This window comes from Streptomyces sp. NPDC055189 (genome assembly GCF_053606765.1).
Genome location: NZ_JBSGSG010000043.1, coordinates 46,646 through 61,847, shown reverse-complemented (window position 1 = coordinate 61,847; position 15,202 = coordinate 46,646). Strand labels below are relative to the sequence as shown.

The 15,202-nt window shown below is 71.1% G+C and carries 16 protein-coding genes; 4 read left to right on the top strand and 12 right to left on the bottom strand.

Annotated elements, in window-relative coordinates:
• Window positions 1-24 precede the first annotated feature (24 nt).
• On the bottom strand, window positions 25-1,377 hold the full coding sequence (locus tag ACWFR3_RS27155; RefSeq protein WP_453737244.1) for a class II 3-deoxy-7-phosphoheptulonate synthase: 1,353 nt from the start codon (window positions 1,375-1,377) through the stop codon (window positions 25-27).
• A gap of 110 nt (window positions 1,378-1,487) precedes the next feature.
• Between ACWFR3_RS27155 and ACWFR3_RS27150 the strand changes: the two genes are divergently transcribed.
• Both ACWFR3_RS27150 and ACWFR3_RS27145 read left to right on the top strand, forming a co-directional pair.
• Window positions 1,488-1,544: a trp operon leader peptide gene (locus ACWFR3_RS27150; protein ID WP_453737261.1), complete on the top strand. Its 57-nt coding sequence runs from the start codon at window positions 1,488-1,490 to the stop codon at window positions 1,542-1,544.
• A 110-nt stretch (window positions 1,545-1,654) separates the two neighbouring features.
• Entirely contained in the window at window positions 1,655-3,517 is a 1,863-nt protein-coding gene (locus ACWFR3_RS27145; protein ID WP_453737243.1) for an anthranilate synthase family protein, read from the top strand.
• On the opposite strand, the gene ACWFR3_RS27140 is transcribed toward ACWFR3_RS27145, so the two are convergent.
• From ACWFR3_RS27140 to ACWFR3_RS27120, 5 genes are all read right to left on the bottom strand, one after another.
• On the bottom strand, window positions 3,514-4,518 hold the full coding sequence (locus ACWFR3_RS27140) for a 2-hydroxyacid dehydrogenase (protein WP_453737242.1): 1,005 nt from the start codon (window positions 4,516-4,518) through the stop codon (window positions 3,514-3,516). The two genes, ACWFR3_RS27145 and ACWFR3_RS27140, sit on opposite strands and share 4 nt — an antisense overlap.
• 126 nt (window positions 4,519-4,644) lie before the next feature.
• Window positions 4,645-5,673 carry a 6-phosphofructokinase gene (locus ACWFR3_RS27135; RefSeq protein ID WP_453737241.1) on the bottom strand — a complete coding sequence of 343 codons (1,029 nt, stop codon included), beginning with the start codon at window positions 5,671-5,673 and terminating at the stop codon, window positions 4,645-4,647.
• A gap of 146 nt (window positions 5,674-5,819) precedes the next feature.
• A complete protein-coding gene (locus tag ACWFR3_RS27130; protein WP_453737240.1) occupies window positions 5,820-6,518 on the bottom strand; it encodes a response regulator in 699 nt (232 codons plus the stop codon).
• Window positions 6,515-7,777 (bottom strand): MacS family sensor histidine kinase, encoded by a 1,263-nt coding sequence (gene macS, locus ACWFR3_RS27125; RefSeq protein WP_453737239.1) that lies wholly within the window; start codon window positions 7,775-7,777, stop codon window positions 6,515-6,517. The genes ACWFR3_RS27130 and macS overlap by 4 nt, the downstream gene beginning before the upstream one ends.
• 80 nt (window positions 7,778-7,857) lie before the next feature.
• The gene (locus tag ACWFR3_RS27120) at window positions 7,858-8,625 is read right to left on the bottom strand and encodes a lysophospholipid acyltransferase family protein (protein WP_453737260.1); all 768 of its coding nucleotides are present in this window, start codon (window positions 8,623-8,625) and stop codon (window positions 7,858-7,860) included.
• 161 nt (window positions 8,626-8,786) lie between these two features.
• Here ACWFR3_RS27120 and ACWFR3_RS27115 point away from each other — a divergent pair, with 161 nt between their 5' ends.
• Window positions 8,787-9,566 (top strand): alpha/beta hydrolase, encoded by a 780-nt coding sequence (locus ACWFR3_RS27115; protein ID WP_453737238.1) that lies wholly within the window; start codon window positions 8,787-8,789, stop codon window positions 9,564-9,566.
• The gene (locus ACWFR3_RS27110) at window positions 9,559-10,188 is read left to right on the top strand and encodes a hypothetical protein (protein ID WP_453737237.1); all 630 of its coding nucleotides are present in this window, start codon (window positions 9,559-9,561) and stop codon (window positions 10,186-10,188) included. The genes ACWFR3_RS27115 and ACWFR3_RS27110 overlap by 8 nt, the downstream gene beginning before the upstream one ends.
• On the opposite strand, the gene ACWFR3_RS27105 is transcribed toward ACWFR3_RS27110, so the two are convergent.
• The 6 genes from ACWFR3_RS27105 to ACWFR3_RS27080 form a co-directional block, all read right to left on the bottom strand.
• Window positions 10,185-10,949, bottom strand: a complete 765-nt coding sequence (locus ACWFR3_RS27105; RefSeq protein WP_453737236.1) for an endonuclease/exonuclease/phosphatase family protein — start codon at window positions 10,947-10,949, stop codon at window positions 10,185-10,187. The two genes, ACWFR3_RS27110 and ACWFR3_RS27105, sit on opposite strands and share 4 nt — an antisense overlap.
• A 91-nt stretch (window positions 10,950-11,040) precedes the next feature.
• Window positions 11,041-11,982, bottom strand: a complete 942-nt coding sequence (locus ACWFR3_RS27100) for an ROK family glucokinase (protein ID WP_453737235.1) — start codon at window positions 11,980-11,982, stop codon at window positions 11,041-11,043.
• Window positions 11,983-12,036: 54 nt separating this feature from the next.
• Window positions 12,037-12,507, bottom strand: coding sequence for a DUF5304 domain-containing protein (locus tag ACWFR3_RS27095; protein ID WP_453737234.1), 471 nt, complete (start codon window positions 12,505-12,507; stop codon window positions 12,037-12,039).
• 75 nt (window positions 12,508-12,582) lie between these two features.
• Complete coding sequence (locus ACWFR3_RS27090) at window positions 12,583-13,719, bottom strand: ArsA family ATPase (protein ID WP_453737233.1); 1,137 nt, start codon at window positions 13,717-13,719, stop codon at window positions 12,583-12,585.
• 106 nt (window positions 13,720-13,825) lie between these two features.
• On the bottom strand, window positions 13,826-14,272 hold the full coding sequence (locus ACWFR3_RS27085) for an SRPBCC family protein (protein ID WP_453737232.1): 447 nt from the start codon (window positions 14,270-14,272) through the stop codon (window positions 13,826-13,828).
• A 90-nt stretch (window positions 14,273-14,362) separates the two neighbouring features.
• A complete protein-coding gene (locus ACWFR3_RS27080; protein WP_453737259.1) occupies window positions 14,363-15,112 on the bottom strand; it encodes a metallophosphoesterase family protein in 750 nt (249 codons plus the stop codon).
• Window positions 15,113-15,202 lie beyond the last annotated feature (90 nt).

Here is a 15,202-nt window from a genome sequence, read left to right as displayed (position 1 = left end):
TGCGCGGGAATACCCGCTGATCACCTACTGGTCGCGGTACATCTCCGCCACCAGGAACGCCAGGTCCAGGGACTGGCTGCGGTTCAGGCGCGGGTCGCAGGCCGTCTCGTAGCGCTGGTGGAGGTCGTCGACGAAGATCTCGTCGCCGCCGCCCACGCACTCGGTGACGTCGTCACCGGTGAGCTCGACGTGGATGCCGCCCGGGTGGGTGCCCAGGGCCTTGTGGACCTCGAAGAAGCCCTTGACCTCGTCGAGCACGTCGTCGAAACGGCGCGTCTTGTGGCCGGAGGCCGCCTCGTAGGTGTTGCCGTGCATCGGGTCGGTGATCCAGGCGACGGTCGCGCCGGAGGCGGTGACCTTCTCGACGAGCTCGGGGAGCTTGTCCCTGACCTTGTCTGCGCCCATGCGGACGATGAAGGTCAGGCGGCCGGGCTCGCGGTCCGGGTCGAGGCGCTCGATGTACTGCAGCGCCTCCTCGGAGGTCGTCGTCGGGCCGAGCTTGATGCCAATCGGGTTGCGCACCTTGGAGGCGAACTCGATGTGCGCGCCGTCCAGTTGACGGGTGCGCTCACCGATCCAGACCATGTGGCCCGAGGTGTCGTAGAGCCGCCCGGTGCGCGAGTCCACGCGGGTGAGGGCGGACTCGTAGTCGAGGAGGAGCGCCTCGTGCGAGGCGTAGAACTCGACGGTCTTGAACTCCTCCGGGTCCGTCCCGCAGGCGCGCATGAAGTTGAGCGCGTTGTCGATCTCGCGCGCCAGCTGCTCGTAGCGCTGGCCCGAGGGGGACGACTTCACGAAGTCCTGGTTCCAGGCGTGCACCTGGCGCAGGTCCGCGTAACCGCCCGTGGTGAAGGCGCGCACCAGGTTGAGCGTGGAGGCGGACGCGTTGTACATCCGCTTCAGGCGCTCGGGGTCCGGGACGCGGGACTTCTCGTCGAAGGCGAAGCCGTTGACCGAGTCGCCGCGGTACGTCGGCAGGGTCACGCCGTCGCGGGTCTCGGTGCCCTTGGAGCGCGGCTTCGAGTACTGCCCCGCGATGCGGCCCACCTTCACGACGGGCACGGAGGCCGCGTACGTGAGGACGGCGCCCATCTGGAGCAGCGTCTTCAGCTTGTTTCGGATGTGGTCGGCCGACACCGCGTCGAAGGCCTCGGCGCAGTCGCCGCCCTGAAGCAGGAACGCCTCTCCCTTGGCGACGGAGGCCAGTCGGGCGCGCAGCTGGTCGCACTCGCCCGCGAAGACGAGCGGCGGATACGACTCGAGGTCCGCGATCACATCGCGCAGAGCCTCGGCATCGGGGTACTCAGGCTGCTGCGCCGCGGGAAGGTCTCGCCAGGTGTTGCCACCGGTAGGGGTGGTCTTAGCGTTCACGGTCACCCGCACCACATTAAGGGGTGATGTCCGCCGTCCATCCCCCCGCTCACGAAGTGAGACGGACCCGACACAGCGGGGCGTCGGAGCCCTGAGGATGCGCTAGGGTGCGGGGCATGTTCACGCAGACGACCCGTAACTGGTGGTGGCCCGCTCATCCGGCGGCCCACTGACTCTGCGCGTATCGAGACTCGCGAAGGCCGCCCGAGGGGCGGCCTTCAGTGTTTTGCGGACCTGTGCGGGTCCGGGGCCGTTCCTCTCCCAGTGAGAAGGAACCGAACCCATGCATTCCACGACGCATCTGCCCGGTCTCGTCGACGACGACCGCCCCTTCGCCGTGCTGCGCCGCCGCACGCCCGGCCGTGACCACGACACGGTCGAGGTCATGATCGGCGCGGTCGGCACGTACGACCGGCTCGCCGACATCCCCGACGAGGGCCTGGCCCTGATCCCCTTCCGGCAGATCAGGGAGCGCGGATTCGACGTACGGGACGACGGCACGCCGCTCGCGGTCCTGACCCCCGAGGAGACCTACGAGCTGCCGCTCTCCGAAGCCCTCGCGGCGCTGCCCGCGCATGACGTGCGCGTGGAGGACGGGGCCTTCGACGTCGACGACGCGGCGTACGGGGAGATCGTCGGGCGGGTCCTGCGCGAGGAGATCGGACGGGGCGAGGGTGCGAACTTCGTCATCCGGCGGACGTACGAGGGTGAGATCCCCGGCTTCTCCAGGGCGGACGCACTTGCGCTCTTCCGCAGGCTGCTCGTGGGCGAGCGGGGTGCCTACTGGACGTACGTCGTGCACACCGGTGATCGCACGCTGGTCGGGGCGAGCCCCGAGGTGCATGTGCGGATGTCCGGCGGGACGGTCGTCATGAACCCGATCAGCGGGACGTACCGCTACCCGGCCGAGGGCCCCACGGCGGACGATCTGCTCGGTTTCCTCGCGGACGGCAAGGAGACCGAGGAGCTGTCGATGGTCGTCGACGAGGAGCTCAAGATGATGTGCACGGTCGGCGACATGGGCGGTGTCGTCGTCGGGCCGCGGCTGAAGGAGATGGCCCACCTCGCGCACACCGAGTACGAGCTGCGGGGCAAGTCGTCGCTCGACGCGCGCGAGGTCCTCAAGGAGACGATGTTCGCGGCGACCGTCACCGGCTCGCCGGTGCAGAACGCCTGCCGCGTCATCGAGCGCCACGAATCGGGCGGGCGCGGCTACTACGCGGGCGCCCTGGCCCTCATCGGCCGTGACGACGGCGGCGCGCAGACCCTCGACTCCCCCATCCTGATCCGCACCGCCGACATCTCGGCGGACGGAAAGCTGCGGGTCCCGGTCGGCGCGACGCTGGTGCGCGGCTCCGACCCGGCGGGCGAGGTGGCCGAGACGCACGCGAAGGCGGCGGGCGTCCTCGCCGCGCTCGGGGTGCGTCCGGGGCGGCCCCGCGACGAGCGCGTACGCCCCGCCCTGACCGACGATCCGCGGGTGCGGGCGGCGCTCGACGGGCGGCGGGCCGGGCTCGCGCCCTTCTGGCTGCGGATGCAGGAGCAGACGGCCGAGCTGTCCGGGCACGCCCTGGTGATCGACGGCGAGGACACGTTCACGGCGATGCTGGCGCACTTGCTGCGCTCATCGGGCCTCACGGTCTCGGTGCGCCGCTACGACGAGCCGGGCCTGCGGGACGCGGTGCGCGCGCACGAGGGCCCGCTGGTCCTGGGTCCGGGGCCGGGCGACCCCTCGGACACCGCCGACCCGAAGATGACCTTCCTGCGCTCGCTCGCCGCCGAGGCCGTCCGCGATCACCGTCACGGCATCCTCGGCGTCTGCCTCGGTCATGAGCTCCTGGCCGCCGAACTCGGCCTGGAGATCGTCCGCAAGGAGGTCCCGTACCAGGGTGCTCAGACGCGGATCGACCTGTTCGGGCGGCCGGAGACGGTCGGCTTCTACAACAGCTTCGTGGCCCGCTGCGACGAGGAGACCTCCCTCGAACTGGCGGCGCACGGCATCGAGGTCAGCAGGGATCCGGCCACGGGAGAGGTGCACGCGCTGCGGGGCCCGGGCTTCGCCGGCGTGCAGTTCCACCCGGAGTCGGTGCTCTCGCTGCGCGGGACGGCGATCGTGCGGGAGCTGCTCTCCGGGGTCCTCGTCTAAGCCGTGGGGGCCGCCGGGACCAGCACGTTCTCGCTGCGGCGGCCCTCCCGGTAGTCCAGGACGTTCTGCACCGTGGTCTCGACGATCTGACCGACCGCGTCCACGGTGTAGTACGCCTGGTGCGAGGTGACCACGACGTTCGGGAAGGTCACCAGGCGGGCCAGGGTGTCGTCCGCGACGGCTTCGAGGGACTTGTCGAGGAAGAAGAGCCCGGCCTCCGCCTCGTACACGTCGAGCCCGACGCCCGCGAAGCGCCCCGCCCGCAGCTCGGAGACCAGGGCGTCGGTGTCGATCAGGCCGCCGCGGCTGGAGTTCACCAGGATCGCGTCGTCCTTCATCGTGCGCAGCGCGTCGGCGCCGATGATGTGCTGCGTGGCGGGGAGCAGCGGGACGTGCAGGCTGATCAGGTCGGCCTCGGCGAAGAGCCGCTCCTTGTCGACGTACTCCATGCCGAGTTCGACGCACGCGGGGTTCTCGGCGACGTCCCAGCCGAGCAGCCGCATGCCGAAGCCGTGCGCGATCCGGGTGAACGCCTCGCCGATCTTCCCGGTGCCGAGCACGCCGACCGTGCGGCCCCGCAGGTCCCGGCCCATCAGTCCGTCGAGCCTGAAGTCGAAGTCGCGGGTGCGGTTGCCGGCCCGGACGATGCGGCGGTTGACGGCCATCGCCAGGGTCCAGGCGAACTCGGCGACGGAGTACGGCGAGTAGTACGAGACGCGGGCGATGGTGAGGCCGAGGCGCTCGGCGACCCGGAGATCGATGTTGTTGAACCCGGTCGAACGCTGGGCGATCATCCGCGTGCCGCCCGCGGCGAGGATCTCCAGGACGCTGCCGCCCAGATCTGCGTTGACGCTGGTGGAGACGATCTCGTGGCCCGCGGCGATGGGGGCGGTGTCCTCGGTGAGGAAGACGTCCAGGCAGCGGACTTCGTGGTGCGCGGCGAAGGCCTTCTCGATCAGCGGACGCTCGTCGGCCTGCACGCCGAACGCGAGGATCTCCATGCCGGGAGTCTATGTACCGCCCAAGGGGACGGCACCCGGAGCGCCGGGCGCCGTCCCCTTGCACGTTCACTGCGGGTCGGCCTGGGCTGAGCGCGCAGTTCCCCGCGCCCCTTAGGGGCGCTCCTCTCAGCCGAAGAACACCCCGACCTCGGAGTACAGCTTCGGGTCCACCGTCTTCAGCCTTGCCGTCGCCTCGGCGATCGGGACCCGCACGATGTCCGTGCCCTGGAGCGCGACCATCTTCCCGAAGTCGCCGTCCCGCACGGCCTCGATCGCGTGCAGGCCGAAGCGCGTGGCCAGCCACCGGTCGAAGGCGCTCGGCGTACCGCCGCGCTGCACGTGCCCGAGGACGGTCGTGCGCGCTTCCTTCCCCGTACGGCCCTCGATCTCCTTGGCCAGCCACTCCCCCACGCCCGAAAGCCGCACATGCCCGAAGGAGTCCTGCGTGCCGTCCTTGAGGACCATCTCGCCGTCCTTGGGCATGGCCCCTTCGGCGACGACGACGATCGGCGCGTACGAGGCCTTGAACCGCGAGGTCACCCAGGAGCACACCTGGTCGACGTCGAAGCGCTGCTCCGGGATGAGGATGACGTTCGCGCCACCGGCGAGCCCGGAGTGCAGGGCGATCCAGCCCGCGTGCCGCCCCATGACCTCGACCACGAGGACCCGCATGTGGGACTCGGCGGTCGTGTGCAGCCGGTCGATGGCCTCGGTGGCGATCCCCACCGCGGTGTCGAAGCCGAAGGTGTAGTCCGTGGCGGACAGATCGTTGTCGATCGTCTTCGGTACGCCGACGACATTGATGCCGTACTCGTCGGTGAGCCGCGCGGCGACGCCGAGGGTGTCCTCGCCGCCGATCGCGATGAGGGATTCGACCTCGCACTTGGCGAGGTTCTCCTTGATGCGCCGGACGCCGTTCTCCTCCTTGAGCGGGTTCGTGCGCGAGGAGCCGAGGATGGTGCCGCCGCGGGGCAGGATGCCCCGTACGGCCGGGATGTCGAGCTGGACGGTGTCGCCCTCCAGGGGACCGCGCCAGCCGTCCCGGAAGCCGACGAAGTCGTAGCCGTACTCCTGCACGCCCTTGCGGACGACGCCCCGGATGACGGCGTTGAGCCCGGGGCAGTCGCCGCCTCCGGTCAGTACTCCGACCCGCATGGAAAAGTCCCTTCCGTCAGTGGCCTTGATGCGAGTCACGCTAATGGTGATCCAGGTCACTCAGGGACGGTGCGGATGGTCAATTCCTGGCCGGAACACGGGAGTTGATCACGCGAGTTCACCCGTATGAGGGGTTTCCCGAGGGGTCACGCGTCGTCGAGGCCCCGCTCGATCGCGTACCGCACGAGCTCCACGCGGTTGTGCAGCTGGAGCTTGCCCAGGGTGTTCTGCACGTGGTTCTGCACGGTGCGGTGCGAGATGACCAGGCGCTCGGCGATCTGCTTGTAGCTCAGTCCCTTGGCGACGAGGCGGAGCACCTCGGTCTCGCGGTCGGTCAGCTGCGGGGCCTTCGGCTCGTCCGGGGCGCCTGGCGCCGGATCGGACGCCAGGCGGCGGTACTCGCCGAGGACGAGGCCCGCGAGGCCCGGTGTGAAGACCGTGTCGCCGACGGCCGTGCGGCGCACCGCGTCGGTCAGCTCGGCGGTGGACGCCGACTTCAGGAGATAGCCGGTGGCGCCGGACTTGACCGCCTCCAGGACGTCGGCGTGCTCGCCGCTCGCCGAGAGGACCAGGACGCGCAGGGCGGGGTTGGCGCCGACGAGTTCCTTGCAGACCTGGACACCCGGCTTCAGGGGCAGGTTCAGATCGAGGACGAGGACGTCGGGCGCGGCGGCCTGTGCGCGGCGCACCGCCTGCTCGCCGTCGCCCGCCGTGGCGACCACGTCGAAACCGGCTTCCGCGAGGTCGCGGGCGACCGCGTCCCGCCACATCGGGTGGTCGTCGACGACCATGACCCTGACCGGGTCCTTGCCGACCTCGCCGTTGTGCTGATGCTGCTCGCTCATCGTTCCTTTCCTGCCTTCCCCCGTGTGCTGCCCGCGTCCGGCACACCCTGTGCGGCCCGCGGGACCCTGAGTTCGACTTCCGTCCCCTGGCCCGGCACCGAGATCAGCTCGGCCGTGCCTCCGATGTCCCGGAGGCGCCCCCGGATCGACAGGGCGACACCGAGCCGCCCCTCCCCCTCGGCCTCCGCGAGACGGCCCTCGGGGATGCCCGGGCCGTCGTCCCGCACCGTCACGATCACGGCGTCCGGCTCGTCCTCGACCAGGATCCAGGCACCGGCGTCCGGGCCCGCGTGCCGGTGGACGTTGTCCAGGGCGGCGCCCACCGCGGCGGCCAGTTCCCGCGCGGCCCGCGGCGGCAGGGCGACCGGAGCGCCCGGCTCCGAGACGGTCACCTTGGCGCCCGCGTAGGGGAAGAGCAGCGTCCGCAGATCGCAGGGCTCGCCGTCATCGGCGGACGCCTGGTCGTCGGGTTCCTCCACCGCGCGGACGACGGCACCGAGCGAGGCGTCCTCCGACTCGTGCGACGTACGGACCAGGCCGCCCGCCACCAGCGTGCGCAGCGCGACCTCCTGCTCCCCCGCCATCCTGCCGAGCTCCGCCGCCTCGCCGCCGAGCGCGCTGCCGCGCCGCTGCACCATCGCAAGGACCTGGAGCACGCTGTCGTGGATGTCGCGGGCCAGGCGCTCCCGTTCGCGGGTCGCGGCCTCGATCTCCAGGGCGCGGGCGAGGGTGCGCTCGGAGGCGCGGGCCACCTCGACGACGTATCCGATGGCGATGGAGGCGATGCAGACGAGCAGGACGTTGTGGAGCGTGTCCTGGGTGGGCCTGCCGCGCTGCGCGATGTTGGCGACGCCGACGAGAGCCGACGCGAAGGCCGCCCACCGCCAGCCGCCCTTGATCGCGAAGGCGAGCACCGCGCCCGCCGTCCATATGGAGGGCAGCGTCGGGCCGTCGTGCACGATCCGCTGGTGCGAGTCGGCGACCGGCGTGAGCAGGATGCCGACGAGCGCGATGGTCAGGTCGATGACCAGGAACCGCTTGGTGCAGCTCGCCGCGTTCGCGACCTTCGGCAGCGTGCCGAGGGTCCAGCCCGCGAGCACCGCGTAGAAGGCGACGGCCACCCAGGGGCGGTCGAACTTGTCGTGCGCGGCCACGAACAGGCCGATCGCGTACAGCATGGTCAGTACGCGATAGCCGGTCAGCGCACGCCACAGCGGCTGCTCGACCGACATCCTCATGACGCGCACGCGCTTGGTCATGTCCCCCACCCCTTGGGGCGCCGGCCGCTCCCGCTCGCGCCGGCCCCCCTGTGCACTCGCTCCCCTACGCACTGACGCGATTAGGCGCCCGAGCGTTCCTTCTCCGCAGCGGCGGCTTCCTTCTCTGCCGCGGCGGCCGCCTTCTCCGCCTTCTTCTCGGCTTCCTTCTCGGCCTTCGCCGCATCCGAGATCCGGCGCTTGGCCGCCGTCGCGTACTCGTCGACGTACTCCTGGCCGGACAGCTTCATGATTTCGTACATGACCTCGTCGGTCACCGCCCGCAGGACGAACCGGTCGTGGTCCATGCCGTGGTACCGGCTGAAGTCGAGCGGCTTGCCGATCTTGATTCCGGGCCGCATCAGCTTCGGGAGCACCTTGCCGGGCGGCTGGATCTTCTCGGTGTCGATCATCGCCACGGGGAGCACGGGCGCCCCGGTGGCCAGGGCCACGCGCGCGAGGCCGCCGGGCTTGCCACGGTAGAGCCTGCCGTCGGGCGACCGCGTGCCTTCCGGGTAGATGCCGAAGAGCTCACCGCGCTCCAGGACCTCGATGCCGCTCTTGATGGCCGCCTCGCCCGCGCCGCGGCCGCCGGAGCGGTCCACGGGCAGCTGGCCCACGCCCTTGAAGAAGGCCGCGGTGAGCTTGCCCTTCACGCCCGGGGACGTGAAGTACTCCGCCTTCGCGATGAAGGTGACCTTGCGGTCGAGGACCGCGGGCAGGAAAAAGGAGTCCGAGAAGGACAGATGATTGCTTGCCAGGACGGCCGGCCCCTCGGCGGGTACGTTCTCAAGGCCCTCCACCCAGGGCCTGAAGCCGAGCTTCAGCGGCCCGCCGATGGCGACCTTCATTGCGCCGTAGATCAAACCGAGTGCCTCCTGTTAAGTGTGGATCAGACCTTAACCCGCAGTAAGCCCAAAGAGCCCGACGGCCCTGGTCGGTGTCAGTCCGGTCGCGTACCGTTAAGTACTCCTCGAATCCCCCGCTGCCACACCTCACGAAGGAGACCGAAGTGCCGGTCCTCCCCGGAGCCGAGCCGTACCGCCACGAAGGCGGCGAGGTCGGCGTCCTGCTCTGCCACGGCTTCACCGGATCACCGCAGTCCCTGCGCCCCTGGGCCGAGTACCTCGCGGGCCGCGGCCTGACCGTCTCGCTCCCGCTGCTTCCAGGTCACGGCACGCGCTGGGAGGACATGCAGGTCACCGGCTGGCAGGACTGGTACGCAGAGGTGGAGCGCGAGCTGCGCGCGCTCCAGGAGCGGTGCACGGACGTCTTCGTCTTCGGTCTTTCCATGGGCGGCGCCCTCACGCTGCGTCTGGCCGCCAAGCACGGCGACGAGGTGCGGGGCATCGTCCTGGTGAACCCGGCGAACAAGGTGCACGGCCTGGCCGCGCACGCGCTGCCGCTCGCCCGGCATCTGGTGCCCTCGACGAAGGGCATCGCGAGCGACATCGCCCTGGAGGGCTCGGTCGAGATCGGTTACGACCGGGTTCCGCTGCACGCGGCACACTCGATGCGGCGGTTCTTCCAGCGGCTCGACCGTGAACTGCCGCAGGTGACCCAGCCGTTGCTGCTGCTGCACAGCCCGCAGGACCATGTGGTGCCGCCGGCGGACTCGGCCAGGATCCTCAGCCGGGTGTCGTCCACGGACGTCACGGAAACCATCCTGGAACAGAGCTACCACGTCGCGACGTTGGACCATGATGCGGACCGGATCTTCGAGGAGAGCTACGCGTTCATCGGCCGGCTCGCCCCCAGTGTCGGTAAGGAAGGGACGGCCACCGGTGGCTGAGCAGGACAGAATCGAACCCGACGGCGAGAGCCGCGAGCCCGAGAAGAGGCAGGAGCCCTCCGAGGGCCTGCCCCTGGACGAGGACGCGGCCTGGCAGGCGATCGTCGCGGGGTACGGCCAGGAGCCGGCTGACCCGCCGGGCGCCAAGCCGTTCAAGTCCATCGAGGACCTGGCACTGCTCGAACCGGAGACGAACGACACCCCGGAAAGCTCCGAGCGGACCAAGGACCCCACTGCCCCGGACAATCCCGACGACTCCGGCTCCAAGAAGACGCTCGGCGGCTCCGTCTCCTTCGCCCCCGGCGTGGGCGGCGGCCCGCGTGACTACGACGCCCCGGAGGCGTCGGACGACGACCTCGGCGAGGACGACGAGGGCCACTTCGTCCCGCCGGAGCCGCCGCCGCTGCCCGCAGCGGACGTCACCGCGAAGTTCGCCTGGCTCGCCGTCCTCGGCGGCCCCCTCCTCATGCTGCTCGCGGTGCTGCTCGGCTGGCAGATGACGTGGTGGCTCGCGACGCTCAGCATCGGCGGCTTCCTCGGCGGCTTCGCCACACTGGTGGCGCGGATGAAGGGCGACGACGAAGAGGGCGACGAGGATCCGGGCCGCGGCGCGGTCGTCTAGGCGCGCGCACTCTCCTGAGCCGCGGGAATCCTGAGGGCGGCGAGCACCGGCAGATGGTCGGTGGCCGCCCGCAGATCCGCCTCGCTCACGCCGTCCAGCTCCAACGGCACGCCGCAGCCGAGCACTTCGACCCCCGGGGTGGCGAAAATCGCGTCGATGCGCTGATGCGGGTCCCCCGGCGTCGAGGTGTTCTCGCCGCCCCAGGGCGCGGTCTCCCAGCAGTCCCGGAGCGTCGAGGCCAGCCTGCGGAACGTACGGCCCTTGGGCCGGTCGTTCAGGTCGCCGCCCGCGACCGCGTGCTCCACGCCCATCCCCGCGAGCCGGTCGAGCAGCATCCCGCCCTGTGCGTACCGCTCGTCGGTCTGCAGGCTCAGATGGCAGCTCAGGACCCCGAGCCGGGCACCCCCGAACCGCACGACTGCGGTCGCGAAGCCGCGCCGGTGAAGACCCGGCGTGAGCGGCAGGAGCACGTCCTCGGTCCGCTCGACGGTGGCCCGCAGCGAGCAGAGCAGCGCGGGCCCCGACGCGGTGGCACCCCCCGAGAGCACCACCAGATCGGCGGCGCGGGCGAGCCGCGCCAGCTTCTTGCGCCACCGGAAGAACCGGGGCGCCTCCTGGACGAGTACGAGATCGGGCGCGCAGGCGGCGATGACCCGGGCCAGCGCGTCGGTGTCGTCCCGCATGGACCGGATGTTGTAGCTGAGCACCCGGACGACGGCCGAACCGTCGTCCTCGGTCCTGGAGTTGGGAAGCGTCACCATGGAGATCAAGATACGCGCTGCGGGGTGCCGCCACGACGAGGCCCGCCGCCCCGGAAGGGACGGCGGGCCTCGTACGAAATGCGGCGTGGAGCTAGCCCTGGCGCGCCAGGTCGGCGGCGCCCACGAGCCCCGCCTTGTTGCCGAGCTGGGCTGCGAGCACCTGCGCGTGCGGGCGCCATTGCCCGCCGATGAGCCAGCGGCGGAACGACTTGCGGATCGGGTCGAGCACGAGCTCGCCCTCGTCCGAGAGGCCGCCGCCCACGATGAACGCGGAGGGGTCGAAGAGCGAGGCCAGGTCGGCCAGGCCCGCGCCGACCCAGCGGGCCAGCTCGCGGTACGAGTCGACCGCGACCGGGTCGCCCTGCCGGGCCGCCTCGCTGATGTGCTTGCCCTCGATGCCTTCCACCGTGCCGTCGCCGAGGCCGAGCAGAATGTCCGCGGCCTCCGGCGTCGCGTTGGCGCGCTGCTGTCCGTACCGCAGCAGGGCGCGCCCGGATGCGTACTGCTCCCAGCAGCCCTGGCTGCCGCAGCCGCAGAGCAGCCCGTCCGGCACGACCCGGATGTGGCCGAACTCGGCGGCCACGCCGAAGCGTCCGCGCCGCAGCTTGTTGCCGATGATGATGCCGCCGCCCAGGCCCGTGCCCAGGGTGATGACGATGACGTCCTCGTGGCCCTGGCCCGCGCCGAAGCGGTACTCGCCCCAGGCGGCGGCGTTCGCGTCGTTCTCGACGACGACCGGCATGCCGACCCGCTGCTCGACCTTGTCCTTGAGCGGCTCGTGACGCCAGTCGATGTTCGGTGCGAAGAGGACGGTGGCACGCTTGTCGTCCACGTAACCGGCGGCGCCGATGCCGACGGCCTCCACGTCGTTCCCCTTGCCGGCGCCGGAGACGGCGGCACAGATCGCGTCCACGATGCCTTCGGCGGTCGGCGGAGTGGGCACCGTGTGGGTGTCGAGAATGGTGCCCTCTTCGTCGACCACTCCGGCCGCGATCTTCGTGCCGCCGATATCGACGCCGATGGTGAGTCCCATGTGTCCCTCAGTTTCGGTCGAGCCCCGCTATGGGCAACCGTACCCGAGGGGTAGTCAGTCCAGGTCGATGTGTTCGCCGGGACCGGGGCCCTCGTCGCGCGGGTCGGGGCCCTTGGCGGCGTCGCTGCCGCGGGTCCAGCGGCCCTCCTGGCCCTCGACCGCAGAGCGGTAGGCGGCGAGCAGTTCGCTGCCTGCGGCGGCGAGATGGTCGAAGACGTCGGGGTTGCGCTCGATGACCGGCTCGACGGCGGCCTTCGCCTGCTGGACGACCTGCTTCACGGTCTGCTCGACGGCGCCCTGCGCGACCGCGCCGAGCAGCGGCGTCTGGAGCCCCGACAGCTTCTCGGACACGGCGTCGACGAGCTTGCGCAGCTCCTCGCCCGCGGAGCCGGGCGGCGGCCCGTACTGGGCACGGCGCCGGGCCTTCTCCGCCGCGAGGTCCTCGGCGCACGCCTTCTCCCACGCGTCGGCGTCGGTGTCGGCCGCTTCGGGTTCGGGCACTTCGCGCTCGGTGGCATCGCTCATGACGGAAGACTCCTGCAAAGGGCGGTCCATGGATTGATTCGTACTCTCGACGTTACCCGAACGGCGGTTGCGCGTTCACCGTGCCGGCGGCCACAGATCCGGGTCGGGCGCGAACCTCACCCGCAGCTCGCCCTCGCGCAGCCCGGCGCCCGCGACGGTGCAGCGGCGCAGGGCCGACGGCAGGGGGACGATGCGCCGGAAGGCTCCCGCGGTCACGACCAGTTCGTCGCCGCGCCGGATCAGTCCGAGCTCTTCGCGTACGACGCCGGGGAGCGGGATGTGCCAGACCAGTACGCCGTCCTCGGCGAGGGCGTCCAGGACGGGCCACCGGACGGGCTCGGGGGCAGCGGCGGGGGCGGGCACGCCGAGGGCGGCCAGGTCGTCGGCGCCGCGCGGATCGTGCCCCAGGTGCGGCAGGGGCACGAGGCTCTCGCCGTACGTCTCCTGCCACTCGGCCAGCGTCTTGCGCTGCTGGGAGATGAGCCCCGCGAACCACGTGTCGGCGGTGTCGTCGGGCAGTACGCGGTTGGCGTGCAGCGCGTCGGTGCGCAGGCCCTGCAGGGCGAGCCCTGTGGCGGCGGCGCGCACGGCGTCGGCGCCCGCGGGTCCCGGCTCGGCGACCAGGCGGACCGTCGTGTCCGGTGCCTCGATCACGGCCTGCGCGGCGGCGAGTTCGGTGTCCCAGCGGGCGGCGGTCTCGTAGAGCCAGGCGGCGGGCATCGGGACGCCCGCTATGCGGCCGAGCATGGGCCGCAGGGCGCGGGCCGCCTGCCGCTCGGGCGGAAGGAGCCTGCGGAGGTAGCGGCGCAGCTGCTCGGGCAGGGCGAGGACCGCGAGGGCGCGGGGCGCCGGGGGCAGGTCCACCACCACGGTGTCGTACGTGCCCTGTCCGGCGTCGCGCAGGGCGCGGAGCAGGGCCAGTTCGTCGCTGCCGGGCAGCGGGGTGAGCTCCTCGCCCTCCAGGCGTCCGGCGCCGAGCAGGTCGAGCGCGGAGGACGCGCGGTTCTGCAGGGCGAGGAGGTCGTCCCGGAACTCGTCGCCGGGGGTCAGCGTCCGCAGGGTGAGGTTCGCGTGTTCCGCGCCGGGGGTGTCGGCGCGGTCGGCTGAGATCAGCAGGGTCCGGTGCCCCTCGCGGGCTGCGGAAAGCGCGGTGGCCGCGGCGACAGTGGTTCGGCCTGAGCCGCCGGGGCCGGTGAGCAAAAGGGTGCGCATAAGGGTGAACGGTACGTGAGCCGGCGGGGGCGCCTTTGACCGCGGGCCCGTGAGCTGTAGACCCTTCCGCCCGCTTCGCGGCGGATGTTTCCCGCCCGCCCGTCCGTTACCCGGCCTTCGGGCCCGCTTCCACTCGCTTCTTCAAGCCCGCGAGCGCCCGGTCGATGATGACCTTCTCCGCCTTGCGCTTGATCATGCCGAGCATGGGGATCTTGACGTCGACGGTCAGCTTGTACGTGACCTCCGTGCCGGTTCCCGCGGGCCGCAGCAGGTACGAACCGTCGAGCGAGCGCAGCATCTGCGACTTGACGAGGGTCCAGCTGACCTCGTTCTCGCCGGTCCACGTGTACCCGAGGGTCTGGTCGTCCTTGATCGCGCCCGCGTCCATGACGAGGCGGACCTGCTTGGCGCGGCCCTGCTCGTCGGTGTCGAGCACCTCCGCCTCCTTCACCTCACCCGTCCAGTCCGGGTAGCGCGCGAAGTCGGCGATCACCCCCATCACCTCGGCCGGTGCCGCCTCGATCGTGATGCTCGAGCTGGTGTGTTCCGCCATCTCTGTGGCTCCTCCAGATGCGGTCCGGTACGGGGGATGGTGTCTATATGTGTGACGCGTGAAGGCTACCGCGCACCGAGTGGCCCGCTGTCACCACTCCAGGGCCCACGGCCTGCCCGAGCTCGCGAAGTGCCCCACGTTCACACACTCCGTCGCCCCGATCCGCATCCGCCGTGTCAGCGGTTGATGGACGTGGCCGAAAAGTGAGTACCTCGGGCGGGTCTTGTGAATGGCCGCGAGCAGCGCTCGGCTGCCCCGCTCGAAGCGGCGCGCGACGGTGTCGTACACCAGCTCCGGGACCTCCGGCGGGATGTGCGTGCAGAGCACGTCGACCTCGCCGACGGCCTCGATCTTGGCGGCGTACTCCTCGTCGCTGATCTCGTAGGGCGTGCGCATGGGGGTGCGCAGGCCGCCGCCGACGAACCCGAAGACCCGGCCGCCGATCTCGGCCCTGCCGCCGTCCAGGACGGTGGTGCCGGGGCCCGCGTACTCCGACCAGAGGGCCGGCATGTCGACGTTGCCGTACGTCGCGTACGTCGGTACGGGGAAGGCGGCGAACAGCTCGGCGTACTGCTTGCGCACCGCCTTCTCGATGGCGGGAGCCCGGTCTATCCCGGCCCACAGCCGGGATCCGAGCTCTCTGGCCTCGTCGAATCGGCGTGCGGTGCGCAGCTCGACGAGGCGGTCCGCGTTCTCCTCGCCGAAGAGGTCGGGGAAGATACCGCGCGAGTGGTCCGCGTAGTCGAGAAACAGGACCAGATCACCGAGACAGATGAGTGCGTCGGCCCCCTCGCCCGCGCGGGCGAGATCCTTTGCGTTGCCGTGCACGTCACTGACCACATTGACCTTGAAACCTGGCATGCCGATCACCCTAGAACGAGCGGGCAAACGTGGGTAGAGGCATGGAGAAGGGGGCGGACCTGCGGTTAC

Coding starts and splice junctions, on each gene's coding strand:
- ACWFR3_RS27095 (WP_453737234.1), bottom strand. CDS start 12,507: ATGAGCGATGCCACCGAGCGCGAAGTGCCCGAACCCGAAGCGGCCGAC.
- ACWFR3_RS27140 (WP_453737242.1), bottom strand. CDS start 4,518: ATGGAGATCCTCGCGTTCGGCGTGCAGGCCGACGAGCGTCCGCTGATC.
- ACWFR3_RS27100 (WP_453737235.1), bottom strand. CDS start 11,982: ATGGGACTCACCATCGGCGTCGATATCGGCGGCACGAAGATCGCGGCC.
- ACWFR3_RS27085 (WP_453737232.1), bottom strand. CDS start 14,272: ATGGCGGAACACACCAGCTCGAGCATCACGATCGAGGCGGCACCGGCC.
- ACWFR3_RS27090 (WP_453737233.1), bottom strand. CDS start 13,719: ATGCGCACCCTTTTGCTCACCGGCCCCGGCGGCTCAGGCCGAACCACT.
- macS (WP_453737239.1), bottom strand. CDS start 7,777: ATGACCAAGCGCGTGCGCGTCATGAGGATGTCGGTCGAGCAGCCGCTG.
- ACWFR3_RS27105 (WP_453737236.1), bottom strand. CDS start 10,949: ATGGTGACGCTTCCCAACTCCAGGACCGAGGACGACGGTTCGGCCGTC.
- ACWFR3_RS27130 (WP_453737240.1), bottom strand. CDS start 6,518: ATGAGCGAGCAGCATCAGCACAACGGCGAGGTCGGCAAGGACCCGGTC.
- ACWFR3_RS27145 (WP_453737243.1), top strand. CDS start 1,655: ATGCATTCCACGACGCATCTGCCCGGTCTCGTCGACGACGACCGCCCC.
- ACWFR3_RS27135 (WP_453737241.1), bottom strand. CDS start 5,673: ATGCGGGTCGGAGTACTGACCGGAGGCGGCGACTGCCCCGGGCTCAAC.
- ACWFR3_RS27120 (WP_453737260.1), bottom strand. CDS start 8,625: ATGAAGGTCGCCATCGGCGGGCCGCTGAAGCTCGGCTTCAGGCCCTGG.